The sequence below is a fragment of the Phytobacter cepae genome (genome assembly GCF_054165735.1).
Genome location: NZ_CM135107.1, coordinates 2,878,603 through 2,893,223, shown reverse-complemented (window position 1 = coordinate 2,893,223; position 14,621 = coordinate 2,878,603). Strand labels below are relative to the sequence as shown.

At 54.7% G+C, this 14,621-nt stretch carries 16 protein-coding genes; 3 read left to right on the top strand and 13 right to left on the bottom strand.

From position 1 onward, the window contains the following. Positions 1-180 precede the first annotated feature (180 nt). A complete protein-coding gene (locus ACUY4Q_RS13465; protein WP_458043264.1) occupies positions 181-612 on the top strand; it encodes a CopD family protein in 432 nt (143 codons plus the stop codon). 12 nt (positions 613-624) lie between these two features. On the opposite strand, the gene nth is transcribed toward ACUY4Q_RS13465, so the two are convergent. The 10 genes from nth to blr form a co-directional block, all read right to left on the bottom strand. Further along, positions 625-1,260 (bottom strand): endonuclease III, encoded by a 636-nt coding sequence (gene nth, locus ACUY4Q_RS13460; RefSeq protein ID WP_458043263.1) that lies wholly within the window; start codon positions 1,258-1,260, stop codon positions 625-627. Beyond that, entirely contained in the window at positions 1,260-1,952 is a 693-nt protein-coding gene (locus ACUY4Q_RS13455; RefSeq protein WP_458043262.1) for an electron transport complex subunit E, read from the bottom strand. The genes nth and ACUY4Q_RS13455 overlap by 1 nt, the downstream gene beginning before the upstream one ends. 2 nt (positions 1,953-1,954) lie before the next feature. After that, positions 1,955-2,575, bottom strand: a complete 621-nt coding sequence (rsxG, locus tag ACUY4Q_RS13450; protein WP_458043261.1) for an electron transport complex subunit RsxG — start codon at positions 2,573-2,575, stop codon at positions 1,955-1,957. A 9-nt stretch (positions 2,576-2,584) separates the two neighbouring features. Then, a complete protein-coding gene (rsxD, locus tag ACUY4Q_RS13445) occupies positions 2,585-3,637 on the bottom strand; it encodes an electron transport complex subunit RsxD (protein WP_458043260.1) in 1,053 nt (350 codons plus the stop codon). Further along, entirely contained in the window at positions 3,638-5,851 is a 2,214-nt protein-coding gene (gene rsxC / locus ACUY4Q_RS13440) for an electron transport complex subunit RsxC (RefSeq protein ID WP_458043259.1), read from the bottom strand. Then, positions 5,844-6,422, bottom strand: a complete 579-nt coding sequence (rsxB, locus tag ACUY4Q_RS13435; protein WP_458043258.1) for an electron transport complex subunit RsxB — start codon at positions 6,420-6,422, stop codon at positions 5,844-5,846. The genes rsxC and rsxB overlap by 8 nt, the downstream gene beginning before the upstream one ends. Next, positions 6,422-7,003: an electron transport complex subunit RsxA gene (gene rsxA / locus ACUY4Q_RS13430; RefSeq protein ID WP_458043257.1), complete on the bottom strand. Its 582-nt coding sequence runs from the start codon at positions 7,001-7,003 to the stop codon at positions 6,422-6,424. The genes rsxB and rsxA overlap by 1 nt, the downstream gene beginning before the upstream one ends. A 76-nt stretch (positions 7,004-7,079) precedes the next feature. Beyond that, positions 7,080-7,517: a DUF2569 family protein gene (locus ACUY4Q_RS13425; protein ID WP_458043256.1), complete on the bottom strand. Its 438-nt coding sequence runs from the start codon at positions 7,515-7,517 to the stop codon at positions 7,080-7,082. A gap of 71 nt (positions 7,518-7,588) precedes the next feature. Beyond that, positions 7,589-7,804, bottom strand: coding sequence for a transcription modulator YdgT (gene ydgT / locus ACUY4Q_RS13420; protein WP_458043255.1), 216 nt, complete (start codon positions 7,802-7,804; stop codon positions 7,589-7,591). A gap of 241 nt (positions 7,805-8,045) precedes the next feature. Then, the gene (blr, locus tag ACUY4Q_RS13415; RefSeq protein WP_458043254.1) at positions 8,046-8,183 is read right to left on the bottom strand and encodes a division septum protein Blr; all 138 of its coding nucleotides are present in this window, start codon (positions 8,181-8,183) and stop codon (positions 8,046-8,048) included. A 224-nt stretch (positions 8,184-8,407) separates the two neighbouring features. Between blr and ACUY4Q_RS13410 the strand changes: the two genes are divergently transcribed. Continuing rightward, the gene (locus tag ACUY4Q_RS13410; RefSeq protein WP_458043253.1) at positions 8,408-9,448 is read left to right on the top strand and encodes an oxidoreductase; all 1,041 of its coding nucleotides are present in this window, start codon (positions 8,408-8,410) and stop codon (positions 9,446-9,448) included. A 43-nt stretch (positions 9,449-9,491) separates the two neighbouring features. Here ACUY4Q_RS13410 and add read toward each other — a convergent pair whose 3' ends face one another. The 3 genes from add to malX form a co-directional block, all read right to left on the bottom strand. Further along, positions 9,492-10,499, bottom strand: coding sequence for an adenosine deaminase (gene add / locus ACUY4Q_RS13405; protein ID WP_458043252.1), 1,008 nt, complete (start codon positions 10,497-10,499; stop codon positions 9,492-9,494). A gap of 101 nt (positions 10,500-10,600) precedes the next feature. Next, on the bottom strand, positions 10,601-11,773 hold the full coding sequence (locus ACUY4Q_RS13400; protein WP_458043251.1) for a MalY/PatB family protein: 1,173 nt from the start codon (positions 11,771-11,773) through the stop codon (positions 10,601-10,603). A gap of 46 nt (positions 11,774-11,819) precedes the next feature. Continuing rightward, positions 11,820-13,412 (bottom strand): maltose/glucose-specific PTS transporter subunit IIBC, encoded by a 1,593-nt coding sequence (gene malX, locus ACUY4Q_RS13395; protein ID WP_458043250.1) that lies wholly within the window; start codon positions 13,410-13,412, stop codon positions 11,820-11,822. A 153-nt stretch (positions 13,413-13,565) separates the two neighbouring features. Between malX and malI the strand changes: the two genes are divergently transcribed. Further along, positions 13,566-14,594: a Mal regulon transcriptional regulator MalI gene (gene malI / locus ACUY4Q_RS13390; RefSeq protein ID WP_458043249.1), complete on the top strand. Its 1,029-nt coding sequence runs from the start codon at positions 13,566-13,568 to the stop codon at positions 14,592-14,594. Positions 14,595-14,621 lie beyond the last annotated feature (27 nt).

Sequence of the window (14,621 nt, the reverse complement as noted above, 5' to 3'; positions counted from 1 at the left end):
ATGACAACGCAGTCTGGCATAAGCCGGGTTCAGGGGGCATATTGAGGGAAAACGTGTAAGTGGAGAGTCCATAGTAGATCAATGTTTTTGCGAATCTTTTTGTTTGTATAGCTGTAGTCAATGACATGTCTTCTCGATGCTGGCAGACTGCCTTTCTTATATTTTTTCGGAGTTTACCCCATGAATTTACACCCGTGGCTGAATGCTATACACATTATCGCGGCCATTATCTGGACAGGTGGAATGCTGGTGATGGCGGTCGTGGTGGGCTGGTGCGGCCATTTGATCCATCAAAAGGCGACATTACCTGTAGCTCTGTTGGAACACGTTCGCCAGTGGAGTCGAAAAGTCACCTCGCCCGCGATGGTAGTGTTATGGCTGATGGGGCTTGCAATGTTACTGCTGCACGGGCAAATGCCGCATGCCTGGCTTATCGTGAAAATCCTGCTGGTGATCGGGCTTTCCGGTATCCACGGCGTGCTGAGTGCCACACTGCGCCGTCTGGCCACGGGGCAGGGAAGTCGTATTCCGGGCGTTGTCTCTCAGGCCACCGCGGGGATTAGCGTGGCGGTGGCGTTAATTATTTTGCTCGCGGTCTTCAGGCCTTTCTGAACCAACGCGCGTTCAGAGTTCCGTTTTACTCTCGTACTCGCAGAGATCCTCGATGATGCAGGAGCCACAGCGGGGTTTGCGAGCAATGCAGGTGTAACGGCCGTGCAGAATAAGCCAGTGATGACAGTCGACTTTAAATTCCGCAGGGACGACGCTGAGCAGCTTCTCTTCAACCTGTTCTACGTTTTTACCGGGCGCGAAATGCGTCCGGTTGCAAACACGAAAAATATGGGTATCTACTGCAATAGTCGGCCAGCCAAACGCCGTATTCAGCACCACGTTAGCTGTCTTACGACCGACACCGGGCAGCGCTTCCAGCGCCGCTCTGTCTTCGGGGACTTGACCCGCATGCTGTTCGAGCAAAATACGGCAGGTTTTAATGACGTTTTCCGCTTTGGTATTAAACAGGCCAATGGTTTTGATATAGCCTTTTAACCCATCAACGCCAAGTTCCAGCATCGCCTGCGGGGTGTTTGCGACCGGATAGAGCAGGGCGGTGGCTTTATTGACACTCACGTCAGTGGCCTGTGCTGAGAGCAGCACGGCAATCAGCAGTTCAAAAGGTGAGTTAAAATTCAGTTCTGTCGTCGGGTGCGGATTATCGTCCCGCAGGCGGGTCAGGATTTCCCGCCGTTTCACTTTATTCATCAGGCGTTCCCGGGCACGGTTTGCGTTGTATCGCGCGCGATCGCTGCGGCACGGCGTTTTTTCGAACGCTCGTCGATCAGGTATTTAATGGCCAGCAACATTCCGAGGCCGATAAAGGCACCCGGTGGCAGCATGGCCAGTAAGAAAGAGGAGTCGGTGTGGAAGACTTCGACACGCAACACTTTTGCCCATCCGCCCAGCAGGCTATCGGCACCGTCAAACAACGTACCGTTACCCAAAATCTCGCGCAGCGAGCCCAGCGTAAACATGGTGCAGGTTGCGCCCATACCGATAGAAAAACCGTCCAGCGCAGAAAGGCCAGGGCTTTTTTTAGCGGCAAAGGCTTCTGCGCGTCCGACCACAATACAGTTGGTCACAATCAGAGGGATGAAAATCCCCAGCGACTGATATAACCCATAGGCATAGGCATTGATCAGCATCTGCACGATGCTCACCACCGAGGCAATGATCATCACGTAAATGGGAATACGGATTTCTGACGGCGTCCAGCGGCGTACCAACGAGATGGTCAGGTTGGTTAGCGTCAATACCAGTGTGGTCGCCAGCCCCAGCCCCAGCGCATTTGTGGCAGTGGAGGTGACCGCAAGCAGAGGACACATCCCCAACAGCTGAACCAGGGCAGAGTTATTTTTCCACAACCCCTGGACGATGATCTCTTTAATTTCGCTCATGGTTACTCCCCACAACTCGGCAAACTGGAAAGCTGGCCAGGCAAGCTCTGGGCATACAGGCCCGCTCGCTTAACAGCATTGACTACCGCACGGGGGGTAATAGTGGCGCCGGTAAACTGATCAAAATCACCGCCGTCTTTTTTCACTGCCCAGTGCGTATCGTTCGCGCCTTCAATTTTCTTACCGGCGAAACGGGTGATCCAGTCGGAAATACGCAGTTCAATTTTGTCACCGAGCCCCGGCGTTTCATGGTGTTCAGTGACACGTGTGCCCAGCACCGTTCCGTTAAAATCGGCACCCACTAATAGCTGAATGACGCCAGAGTAGCCATCAGGGGCGGTGGCTTCGAGTATGGCTCCCACTGGCGTATCGTCTTTACGTGCGATGTAGACTTTATGTGTGCCTTTTCCAAGCTCAGGGGCATCCACCAGGTAACAACTGTTCTGCAAGGCATTATTATAGCTGTCGGCAGGGAGGACCTGGCTGAACAACGCTTTTTGCTGCATCACGGCCTGTTCGGCAATGGTGGATTTGGTGAGCTGGTTAATAGCCGCAGTCATGCCGGTTGATGCCGCCGCGAACAGCGTCAACGTCATGCCATATTTTCGCATGGTATCAAGCATGGCGACTCCTTAACGATGGCCGTACACGCGAGGGCGTGTGAAATAATCAATCAATGGGACAGTAATATTCGCCAGCAATACTGCAAACGCCACACCGTCCGGGTAACCCCCGTAGCTGCGGATAAGCCAGACCAGCAAGCCGGCAAGTGCACCGAAAATCAGGCGACCTTTATTTGTCGTTGAGGCGGTAACCGGGTCGGTCAAAATAAAGAATGCCCCGAGCATGGTGGCGCCTGAAAGCAGATGCACCAGTGGTGATGCGAGGCTGCCTGGCGAGAAGAACCAGCCGAGCGTTGAACAAACCGTGAGTGAGATAAGGAAACTCACCGGAATGTGCCAGCGAATCGTTTTTTTAGCGAGCAGGAACAGGCCACCTAACAGATAACCGGCGTTGACCCACTGCCATCCCGCACCCGCCAGTGCGCCACTGAATATCGGGTAGTGAAGGATCTCACTGACGCTGTGGCCGGCGTGCAGCGAGGTTTTAAAGGTATCCAGCGGTGTGGCCTGGCTGATGCCATCAATGCCCATACGCAGGCTATCCATGGTGTGACCCGTGGCGGCATGACCGTTAAAAATGATCTGAACGGCATCCATCAGCCCAGGCACCGTCCTGGCAATTTCAAACGGCGGTAGCCAACTGGTCATCTGTACCGGGAAGGAGATGAGCAGCACCACATAACCAATCATTGCCGGGTTAAAGGGGTTATGCCCCAGCCCACCATAAAGCTGCTTGGCGATGATGACGGCAAACACGGTACCCAGGACAACCATCCACCAGGGGGCAAAAGGAGGAATGCTAATGGCCAATAACAGCCCGGTGAGCAGGGCGGCATTATCAGACAGAATGCCTTTGACATTTTGCTTACGCAGATGCAGCACCACGGCTTCAGAAGCCAGCGCAGAGGCAATGGCGATGGCGATTTGGATCAGGGTTCCCCAACCAAAAAACCACCATTGCGCCGCGATGCCCGGCAAGGTGGCGAACACGACCAGCATCATTATCCGTGAGGTCTGACGCTGGTTATGGGTATAAGGGGAACTTGCGATTCTGAAAACCATTTAATCCTCGTTAACGGCTTGCTGTGCGGCTTTTTTGGCCTGAACCCGAGCGATAGCTGCCGCTACTGCTGCTTTCCGGGGATCGTCATTGGCGGCGTCCGTCGACGCGGACTGCTGCTGTAATTTTTTGGCTTTCGCGCGGGCAATCGCTGCTTCTACCGCTGCTTTGCGCGGGTCGACCGGCTCGGCAACCACGGGTGCAGGTGCAGCGACCGGGGCCTCTGTCACGCCCTGTTGCTGTCGTTTTCTGGCCTTCGCGCGGGCAATCGCTGCTTCCACGGCGGCTTTGCGCGGGTCGATTGGCTCAGCAACCACGGGGGCAGGTGCAGCGACCGGGGCTTCTGTCACACCCTGTTGCTGTAGTTTTCTGGCTTTCGCACGCGCAATCGCCGCTTCCACCGCAGCTTTGCGCGGGTCGACCGGCTCAGCATCCGTCGGTTCGGCAATCGGTGCCGGGGGTTCGGCGCCGGTTTGCTGTAATTTTCTGGCTTTTGCACGGGCGATAGCGGCTTCCACCGCCGCTTTGCGCGGATCCAGCGGTTCGGCGGTGGTGGTGTCACCTGATTCAGCGCGTTCCGTCTGCAAGGCTTTCTCCGCCTGACGTGCGCGTGCCTGCGCCTTACGTGCTTCACGGGCGGCAATCATTTCGCTGTTATCCGGTGTGCTGCCGGCCTGAACAACCAGCGTCTGCGCGGCTGTGCTGTGTTTTTCACGCACCCTCGCCAGGGCTGCGTCAATCGCCTGCTGATCTTTCGCCGCTGGCTGTACCGCAGACTGCTTATGGCGCTCTGCACGCGCCGCTTTTTCACGTTCCAGACGTGCCTGACGCGCTTCAAAGCGGGCTTTTGCTTCGGCGTTACGCTTCTCTTCCTGTGCAATGGCGTAAATTTCCGCTTTCTCCTGACGGAAATATTGCACCAGTGGAATACTGCTCGGGCAAACCCAGGCACAGGCCCCACATTCGATACAGTCTGAAAGGTTGTGCGCCGTGGCTTTATCATGCTGCTGACCTTTACTGAACCAGTAAAGCTGCTGTGGCAGCAGATCGGCCGGGCAGGCATCCGCGCATGCGCTGCAACGAATGCAGCCCTGCTCTTCCGTTTGTTCACCCATTTCACTGGGGGAGGGGGCAAGCAGGCAGTTGGTAATTTTAACCACCGGCACATCGAGCCAGGGCAGCGTAAAGCCCATTAGCGGCCCGCCCATGATGACTAACTGCTCGGCTGACGGGCAGAAACCGGCGTTGTCCAGCAAATGACGCACCGGTGTTCCCAGACGCGCCCAGACGTTTCCTGGCTGGGTGACGCTTTCACCCGTCAGCGTCACCACACGTTCGGTCAGCGGTTCACCGTCAATAACGGCGCGTTTAATGGCGTAGGCGGTACCGACGTTTTGCATCAGCACGCCGATATCGGAAGAGCGGCCGCCATGGGGAACCTGTTTGCCGGTCAGGATCTGCGTGAGCTGCTTAGCCCCACCGGAGGGGTATTTGGTCGGGATGACGCGCAACTGAATATCATGTGAACCCGCCAGAACCGCACGCAGCATAGAAATGGCCTGAGGTTTGTTGTCCTCAATACCGATCAGTACCTGCCGCGGTTGCAGGATGTGCATCAGAATACGCACGCCTTCAACAATTTGCGCCGCGCAATCCTGCATCAGGCGATCGTCAGCGGTGATGTAAGGTTCACACTCGGCAGCATTAATGATCAACGTCTCGATGAGATCGCCGCCGCCTTTCAGTTTCGCTGCCGTCGGGAAGCCTGCACCGCCTAAGCCCGCGACGCCAAACTGATGGATACGTTCAATCAGCGCTGACCGTTCACGGCTGCGATAATCGCTCCACCCGTCACGTTCAATCCACTGGTCCTCGCCGTCGGCATCAATGATGACGCTGAGCTCTGGCAGGGCAGAAGGATGGGCGGTCGAATGAGGGGCGATTGCCGTGATGAGTCCGGATGTGGGAGCGTGCACCGGCAGCATACGCCCCCGGCCTCGCGTCAGTGCCTGACCGCGCAGAACCCGGTCGCCGACGCTGACGCACAATTCGCCCTCAGCACCGATATGCTGTTTCAGGGGAATAACAAAGCGTGTCGCCAGCGGTAATTGGCGCAGAGGCGTGCCATTAGACTGCGTTTTCATTTCCGGCGGATGAATACCACCGTGAAAATCCCACAGTTTGTCTTTACGAAAAGCGGAGAATAACTTAAGCATGTTGTTCCACGGGAATAATACGCACCGGAATCGTGTGCAAGTCCCATTTCCAGCTGGCGGTGGTCGTTTCAACCGGACGTAACTCAATACACTTCGTCGGGCACGGATCCACACAAAGATTACAACCCGTGCACAGGTCACTCATGACCGTGTGCATAGCGCGGGTCGCGCCAACAATGGCATCGACAGGACAAGCCTGAATACATTTGGTACAGCCGATACAGTTAGCTTCGTCGATAATAGCGAGCATACGCACGGGTTCAAGAGCGGCATCGTCACCGTCTATTGGCTGCGGATCGACGTTAAGCGTTTCGGCAATTTTCAGCATCACGGCTTCACCGCCCGGCGCACAGCGGTTGATTTTTTCACCCTGCAGGCCAACGGCCTCAGCGTAGGGCCGACAGCCAGGATAACCGCACTGGCCGCACTGGCTCTGCGGGAGCAAATCGTCAATTTTTTCGACAACCGGATCCTCTGCAACGGCGAAACGGCGCGACGCATAACCAAGAATGACGCCAAACAGTAGCCCGAGCACGCTCAGGGCAGCAATGGCTATCCAGATTGCATTCATTACAACTTCACCAGACCACTAAAGCCCATAAAGGCCAGAGACATTAGACCTGCGGTAATGAGCGCGATGGCATTACCGCGAAAAGGTGCGGGCACATCGGCGACGACGAGACGTTCACGGATGGCAGCAAACAACACCATGACCAGGGAGAATCCAACGGCGGCAGAAAAGCCATACAACGCGGATTGCAGGAAATTGTGCCCAAGGTTGATATTGAGCAATGGCACGCCAAGCACGGCACAGTTAGTGGTGATCAGCGGCAGGAAGATCCCCAACAGGCGATAGAGCGCCGGGCTGGTTTTACGTACCACCATCTCGGTGAACTGCACCACAACAGCAATGACAAGGATAAATGCCAGCGTGCGCAGGTAGACCAGTTCCAGCGGGATGAGCAGCCAGGTATCAATAATCCAGGCACAAATAGAGGCCAGCGTGATCACGAAGGTGGTGGCAAGCCCCATGCCCATGGCGGCTTCAAGTTTTTTGGACACACCCATAAATGGGCATAAGCCAAGGAACTTCACCAACACAAAATTATTGACCAGAACGGTTCCGATAAAAAGCAGCAGATAGTCTGTCATTAGATGGCCTGAAATAAAAAAGCCGCCTATTATCCGTCAAACGACAGCAGGCGACAACAGAATAACTGTAAGGTTATTACGGGTTCACAAAGGTCTGTTTAACACGCTCAGACCGTTTGAAGTAAGGCACGATGAGCGCAGTGGCGGCCAGAGCAAAAAGCAGATCGCGAACCGCTATTTCATCCGCAACAGGTAAAAAGGCAAAAGATTTCAGTGCCAGCAGCAGCGTGATGAGCAGCCAGATAATCATCTGTTTTAAGACGCTGCGGCGGCGTTTAAAAAAGGCGACAACCAGCCACAGCGTGTAACACCAGACCCCGGACGCAAACGCGAACGAAATAAACCAGATAAACAGATTCGCGACAGGGACAGCACCTATAGCGGCAATGAACTGGGGGAACTGCAGGCGGATAGCATACGCCAGACTGAGCGTCTGGCCCAGCAACGAAACCAGCAACCAGGCAAGGGGGGCAAGAAGCCAGCCGCCGATTCTTTCTGCATGTCTCGTTGTCATACTCTTCCTCATGGCCATAACGCTTTTACCGGCCAGGAGTATAAAGCATTATTGAACGAATGCTACAGATGCTATTGAACGTAATGCCAGACCGACTTGGGGACGCAACCAATGTCGAAAAGACAGCCGCCTGAAACCAGTTCGGCCCGACGGTGATCGGCTGCGCGATACATGTTAATGATTTCTATGTTGTCGGTCAGAGTGTAGTTGAGGTGATCGAACAGTTTTTCCAGACTTTCAAGGGAACTGATTTTGCGAAATTTTAATAAATAGTCCTGAACGGTCATGTTAAGCGTTATCCATATAATAGAAAGACAATAAAACATTCGCGGGTAATTCGGTCGAATAATAAACGGGCTTATCAGCGCATGATTGTCGCTGGGTGCACTACCGTTTATTTAGGAATTTTCTTTAAAGGGTGTTACAGACACCTGGACGGTGCCTGGGGATGAAGAGTAGCGCTCTTCTTTACGACTGGCAATACTCAACTGAATGCCATAATTAAGGGGCAAACGGCAGCAATCTCGTCTATTTTTTCTGCGCGATGTTACTCTGTTCAGGCGGCTGATAATTATCAATATGACTGGCAACGACTAAAAGAAGAGTCGACACGCCCAGCACCATCCAGCCCATTAATTCGATGATACGGTTAAAAATTGACGCCATTTGCTTACATCTCCCTGGTACTGCTTCCTTATTCGGTCCGGAATGTTACCCATGAGCATGAACATCGACAAGATAGCCAAAGTGATTTTTAGCAAAATAGGCCCTTTACCCCTCTATATTGCGATTATTCCTGGAGTTGAATGTTCGCAGGTGAATCAAAGAAGCGGTTGTGGGTAATAGAAAGTTGAGGTCAAATATCCGCTCCAAAGACAGGAGAACGTAATATGAGTGACAATATCCGCGTCGGACTGATTGGCTATGGCTACGCCAGTAAGACCTTCCATGCGCCGCTGATTGCGGGCACACCGGGCATGGAACTGGCTGCCGTTTCCAGTAGCGATGCAGCAAAAGTCAAGGCGGACTGGCCGAGTGTGCCGGTAGTCTCTGAGCCGAAGCACTTATTTAACGATCCCAAAATTGATTTGATTGTGATTCCTACCCCGAATGACACCCACTTCCCGCTGGCGAAAGCCGCGCTGGAAGCGGGCAAACATGTCGTGGTCGATAAGCCTTTCACCGTAACCCTGTCGCAAGCCAGAGAGCTGGACGCGCTGGCAAAAAATCTGGGCCGTGTGCTGTCCGTCTTCCACAATCGCCGCTGGGACAGCGATTTCTTGACCCTGAAAAGTATTTTTGCCGATGGCGCTTTAGGTGAGATCACCTATTTCGAATCGCATTTTGACCGTTATCGCCCGGAGATCCGTAATCGCTGGCGTGAGCAGGCCGGCCCTGGCAGCGGTATCTGGTACGATTTAGCCCCGCATTTGCTCGATCAGGCGGTTAACCTCTTTGGATTGCCGGTCTCCCTCACCGTGGATCTCGCACAATTGCGCCCGGGTTCGCAGGCAACCGACTATTTCCATGCGGTGCTCTCTTACCCGCAGCGTCGCGTCGTGCTGCATGGCACGATGTTGGCGGCGGCGGAGTCTGCGCGCTATATCGTTCACGGCACACGAGGCAGCTTCGTGAAATTTGGTCTCGATCCCCAGGAGGAGCGGCTGAAAAGCGGCGCGAGGCTGCCGCAGGAAGATTGGGGCTATGACATGCGTGATGGAGTACTGACCCGCGTTGAAGGCGAAGAGCGGGTAGAGGAAACCTGGCTGACCGTGCCGGGGAACTATCCGGCTTACTATGCCGGTATTCGCGATGCACTGAACGGGGTGGGAGAGAACCCGGTCCCTGCCAGTCAGGCCATTCGAATCATGGAATTGATAGAATTGGGCATCGAATCGGCGAAGCACCGGGCGACGCTCAGCCTGACGTAATAACAAACGCCGCTCATGAGCGGCGTTTCTTTTTCTCGCGGGATTATGCCTTTCCTTGCTGCACTTTCTCTTTTAATGCCTGCTTTTCGCTCGCGCTGAGAAAGGCAATCTCCAGGCCATTGATTTGCGCCTGGCGAATCTGATCAGGGCTCAGGCCTGCGGCTGGGGCAGCAACGTTATATTCATGACCAATATCCACCCCCTGAACGGCTGGATCATCGGTGTTGATCGACGCAAGCACGCCTTGTTCCAGGAAGGATTTCAGCGGATGTCTCGCCAGTGAGGCCACCGTGCTGGTTTGAATATTGGAGGTCAGGCAGGATTCTATCCCAATACGTTGCTCAGCAAGAAAGGCCACCAGCGCCGGATCGTCAATCGCTTTCACCCCATGTCCGATACGCTCTGCACCGAGCTCACGAATGGCCTGCCAGATACTTTCAGGCCCCGCCGCTTCACCCGCATGAACAGTAATATGCCACCCTGCGTCACGGGCGCGGTTGAAGTGAGAGAGGAACAGACTACCGGGGAACCCCAACTCGTCACCCGCGAGATCTAGCGCAGTGATGCCATCACGGTGAGCCAGAAGCGCATCCAGCTCCTGCTGACAGGCGGCTTCGCCAAAGGTACGGCTCATAATACCGATCAGGCGCGCCTGCACGCCAAAGGCGTTGCTCCCATCGCGCACTCCCGCAATAACGGCTTCGACCACCCCTTCGACGGGTAAATTATGGGTCATTGCCATATAGCCCGGAGAAAAACGCAGTTCAACATAATGCAGGCCGTTACGTGCCGCATCTTCCATGTTTTCATAGGCAACACGGCGGCAGGCTTCCAGCGAGGCCAGCACTTTCACCCCCCAGTCCAGTTTGGAGAGGAAACTCACCAGATCCGGCTCATTGGTGGAGACTTGCACGTGGGGTAACAGGGTGTCGAGCGTGTTGGCAGGAAGAGTGAGGTTAAACTCACGGCCAAGATCGAGAATGGTTTGTGCCCGAATATTGCCGTCCAGGTGGCGATGAATGTCGGTTAGTGGCAGGTTGGTATCAATCATGGTCGCACTCTTGTTTTAGGTAAAGTGCGATCTATTGTAAAAGGAAACCGGCATAAAAAGCCATGTTGCGCAAAAACAATGTTGTTTGCGCAACGCCACGCTTACTGAATAGCCCGAATGCCGGCAATCAGCCGCGCCACGCCTTGCTCCAGTTTTGCACGCGGGCAACCGGCATTCAGACGAATAAAGTGTTGAAAATCAGCACCATACGTTGAACCCGGCATGATCGCCACCTTTTGCCGATGGATTAGTTCATTTTGCAAAGTACCGGCATCAATACCCAATGGCGATAAATCAATCCAGGCAAGATAGGTGGATTCAGGAACCTGCCAGCTAAGCGAGGGAAATGCGCCGTTCAGTTCATCAGCGATATAGCGCAGATTTGCCTGTAAGTAACCGCGAAGGGCATCCAACCAGGTGGCGCCTTCCTGGTAAGCCGCAATATGGGCGACCAGAGACAGGACCGCAGGCGAGGAGAGGCCGTCACGGTTTTTCAGTGCGGCCAGGTAACGGTTGCGGTCAGTTTCATCGGCAATAAACCCGTACGCCCCCGTGAGCGCCGGGATATTAAAGCTCTTGGAGGCTGAGGTAAACAGCGCCCACGGGCCGCGCGCCACCTGATGCCAGGGCGTATGTTGCTGCCTGCTCCACACCATATCCATATGGATTTCGTCGCTTATCACCTTGACCTGATGACGTTCGCAAAGCATCGCCATCTCATTGAGCTCTTCCCGCGTCCAGACTTTACCAGTGGGATTATGCGGACTGCAGAGCAGTAAGATTTTGTTTTCCGGGCAGGCAAGAGCGGACTCCAGTTTTGCCATATCGCACTGCCAGCCTGTCTCATCGTGCTCCAGCGCAACCGGAACAAGCTTACTTTGGTTGCCCGCAACGGTTTTATAAAACGCATCATACGCAGGCGTGTGCACCACGATGCCGTCTCCGGGAGATGACCACTGACGAATCATTTCAGCAATCATATAAATAACCGAGGGGCCATACACCAGGCTGCGGCTGTCAATCATCGTATTGAAGCGATCGTCGAACCAATGGCTGATTGCGCCACTGAACGCGTCATTTTGCCAGCGGCTGTAGCCGAGCACGCCATGATTCAGGCGTTGCTGTAGGGCATCGGTAATGCAGGGGGCCGTTGCAAAATCCATATCGGAAATGGTGAAAGGGAGCAAATCCGCCTCGCCGAATCGGTCAGCAACATAGTCCCACTGCGTGCACCAGGTGCCGTGACGATCGATTATTTTCGAAAAATCAAACATGGCTCTTTCCTTTGAAAAACGCCCCCACGCGGTGAGGGCGATCATGCTATGCGTGTACGGAGTGCATTAATTCCGTCATCTCATCTTTGACTGACTGAACCTGAGGTCCAATCACCACCTGCAGGTTATGCTGATTGAGCTGGATAACGCCGATTGCCCGGTTGGCTTTTAGCGCCGCGCTGTCTACCCGTGACATATCTTTGACCGACAGGCGCAGGCGGGTAATGCAGTTATCCAGCGTGGTGATGTTTTCACTGCCACCCAGTGCGGCAAGGATAGCCGGCACGTTATAGCCGGATTTACCTGTTACGCCACTCGCGGTTTTTTCGGCGCTGCTGGCCGTCTCTGCCTCACGACCTGGCGTTTTGATATTGAAGCGCAGAATAGCGAAACGGAAGATGGCGTAGTAGGTCACAAACCAGACGGCTGCTACCACCGGCACCAGATACCATTTGGTTGCCAGACCGTGAAGTATGCCAAACACCACAAAATCAATGACGTTACCGTCAGTATTGCCGATGGTGACGCCCAGTACGGCCATGACGGTAAAGCCCAGTCCGGTCAACAAAGCATGAATCGCGTACAGAGCCGGAGCAACGAACAGGAACAGGAACTCCAGGGGTTCCGTTGTGCCGCCCACCACGCAGGCAATGACGCCTGAGATCAATAGCCCTTTAATTTTGTGACGGTTTTCCGGTTTTGCGCAGTGGTACATGGCCAGCGCGGCACCCGGTAAACCGCCGAGGAAGGCTGGCATTTTACCCTGCGACAGGAAGCGGGTTGCGCTCTCGGAGAAACCCTGAGTTGACGGGCAGCTCAATTGAGCCTGGAAAATGGTGAGCGCGCCGCTCACGCTATGGCCACATACGTCCATTGTCCCGCCTGCTTCCGTAAAGCGGATAATGGCGACCAGAATATGTTGCAAACCGAAGGGGAGCAGCAAACGTTCGCCGGTACCGAAAATCATCGGACCAAAACTGCCGGCACCATTAATCATCTGTCCAAGCCCGGTGATACCCATGGCGAAGTAGGGCCAGACCAGCGGGATCACTAGCCCAACCAGCCCCATAACCACGCTGGTAATGATGGGCACAAAGCGGGTGCCACCAAAAAACGCCAAGGCATCAGGCAGGCGAATAGTGTTAAAACGCTCGTGCAGGTTCCAGATAATGATCCCGGCGATAACCGCACCCAGGATCCCGGTATCAATGGACTGAATACCGATAACGTTCTGAATATTGTTGGCTTTAAGAATGGCCGCGTCAGTGGTGGGCAGGATGCCTTTGGCGGTGAGCCAAAAGTTAACGGCAAGGTTCATGACGGCATAACCGACAAAACCGGCAAAAGCAGCCACCCCTTTGTTCTCACGCGCCAGCCCCAGCGGGATAGCGATACAAAACATCACCGGCAGGAAACTAAAAGCGAAGGAACCGACTTTCCCCATCCAGACAAAAATCGCCTGCAGAATGGGGTGGCCCAGCGCCGGAAGTAAGGTAATGACACTTTGACTGCTGAGTGAACTGCCAATCCCCAGCATGATCCCGCAGAAAGAGAGCAGCGCGACCGGCAACATAAACGTCTTTCCTAATTGCTGGAAAAACTCCCACAGCGAAATTTTTTGCCTTTTTCTACCGGACATGCGTGCTCCTGATCGTTATGGTGAAGGTGAATGCAGCAGCAAGATAAAACGTTTTACCTAATTTTAGTGCGAAATAAATCACATAATTTGACCATCATATGGTTTATAACATCCGTCATTGGTAAATCGTTTTATCGGGTGTCAGACACTTTTATGTCTACAGTAAAAAAAATCACCATTAACGACGTCGCGTTGGCTGCCGGGGTTTCGGTGACAACGGTGTCGTTGGTACTGAGCGGCAAAGGACGCATTTCCGCCCAGACCGGGCAGCGCGTACACGATGCGATAGAAGAGTTGGGGTTCGTGCGTAATCGTCAGGCCTCGGCACTGCGCGGTGGGCAGACGGGCGTGATCGGCCTGATTGTCTGCGATCTCGCACAAACCTTTTATGCCGAGGCGACATCTGGACTGAGCGAGGCGTTGGAAAGCGAGGGCCGGATGGTCTTTTTACTCCATGGCGGACGTGGCGGCGAACATATGCTGACGCGCCTGAACACGTTGCTGACCCAGGGGGTAGATGGCGTGATTATCGCCGGGATGCCGGGCGAGCAGGGCGCTGCTTTGCGTGCGCGTGCGCAGGAAGCCGGTGTTCCGCTGATTTTTGCCTCCCGGGCCAACTACCCGGATGACAATGATACCGTCCGGCCCGACAACACCCTGGCGGCACAACGGGTGACCGAGCATCTTATTCAGCAGGGGCATCAACGTATCGCCTGGCTGGGTGGCGAAAGTTCGTCCCTGATTCGGGCCGAACGGGTGGGAGGGTATTGCGCCACGCTGTTGAAATACGGTCTGCCGTTTCACAGCGACTGGGTCGTGGAGTGCGACGCCAGTCAGAAACAGGCCGCAGAAGCCGTGCAGTTGCTGCTGAGCCGTAATCCGACTATCGATGCGTTGGTGTGTTATAACGGCCCGACGGCGGTAGGGGCCTGGTTTGGGTTACTGCGCGCAGGGCGTCAGGCAGGGTCGGGACTGGATCGTTTCTTTGAGCAGCAGGTCTCGCTCGCCGCTTTTGCGGATGCCTGGGAACAAGGGCAGTATGATATTCCGGTAGCCTGGGCCACGCTGTCGGGCAAAGAGATGGGGTATCTGCTGGCAGAGCGGATTTTGCAACGCATTGACGCGCCGGAACGCACCTTACACCATGTGGTGCTGTCTCCGGGGCTGGTAGTTAACCCATAAAAAACCCCTCCGAAGAGGGGCTTGCGA

What these genes read in the sequence shown, in the direction of transcription:
- ACUY4Q_RS13465 (WP_458043264.1), top strand. Translation starts at nt 181, where the DNA reads ATGAATTTACACCCGTGGCTGAATGCTATACACATTATCGCGGCCATT.
- nth (WP_458043263.1), bottom strand. Translation starts at nt 1,260, where the DNA reads ATGAATAAAGTGAAACGGCGGGAAATCCTGACCCGCCTGCGGGACGAT.
- ACUY4Q_RS13455 (WP_458043262.1), bottom strand. Translation starts at nt 1,952, where the DNA reads ATGAGCGAAATTAAAGAGATCATCGTCCAGGGGTTGTGGAAAAATAAC.
- rsxG (WP_458043261.1), bottom strand. Translation starts at nt 2,575, where the DNA reads ATGCTTGATACCATGCGAAAATATGGCATGACGTTGACGCTGTTCGCG.
- rsxD (WP_458043260.1), bottom strand. Translation starts at nt 3,637, where the DNA reads ATGGTTTTCAGAATCGCAAGTTCCCCTTATACCCATAACCAGCGTCAG.
- rsxC (WP_458043259.1), bottom strand. Translation starts at nt 5,851, where the DNA reads ATGCTTAAGTTATTCTCCGCTTTTCGTAAAGACAAACTGTGGGATTTT.
- rsxB (WP_458043258.1), bottom strand. Translation starts at nt 6,422, where the DNA reads ATGAATGCAATCTGGATAGCCATTGCTGCCCTGAGCGTGCTCGGGCTA.
- rsxA (WP_458043257.1), bottom strand. Translation starts at nt 7,003, where the DNA reads ATGACAGACTATCTGCTGCTTTTTATCGGAACCGTTCTGGTCAATAAT.
- ACUY4Q_RS13425 (WP_458043256.1), bottom strand. Translation starts at nt 7,517, where the DNA reads ATGACAACGAGACATGCAGAAAGAATCGGCGGCTGGCTTCTTGCCCCC.
- ydgT (WP_458043255.1), bottom strand. Translation starts at nt 7,804, where the DNA reads ATGACCGTTCAGGACTATTTATTAAAATTTCGCAAAATCAGTTCCCTT.
- blr (WP_458043254.1), bottom strand. Translation starts at nt 8,183, where the DNA reads ATGGCGTCAATTTTTAACCGTATCATCGAATTAATGGGCTGGATGGTG.
- ACUY4Q_RS13410 (WP_458043253.1), top strand. Translation starts at nt 8,408, where the DNA reads ATGAGTGACAATATCCGCGTCGGACTGATTGGCTATGGCTACGCCAGT.
- add (WP_458043252.1), bottom strand. Translation starts at nt 10,499, where the DNA reads ATGATTGATACCAACCTGCCACTAACCGACATTCATCGCCACCTGGAC.
- ACUY4Q_RS13400 (WP_458043251.1), bottom strand. Translation starts at nt 11,773, where the DNA reads ATGTTTGATTTTTCGAAAATAATCGATCGTCACGGCACCTGGTGCACG.
- malX (WP_458043250.1), bottom strand. Translation starts at nt 13,412, where the DNA reads ATGTCCGGTAGAAAAAGGCAAAAAATTTCGCTGTGGGAGTTTTTCCAG.
- malI (WP_458043249.1), top strand. Translation starts at nt 13,566, where the DNA reads ATGTCTACAGTAAAAAAAATCACCATTAACGACGTCGCGTTGGCTGCC.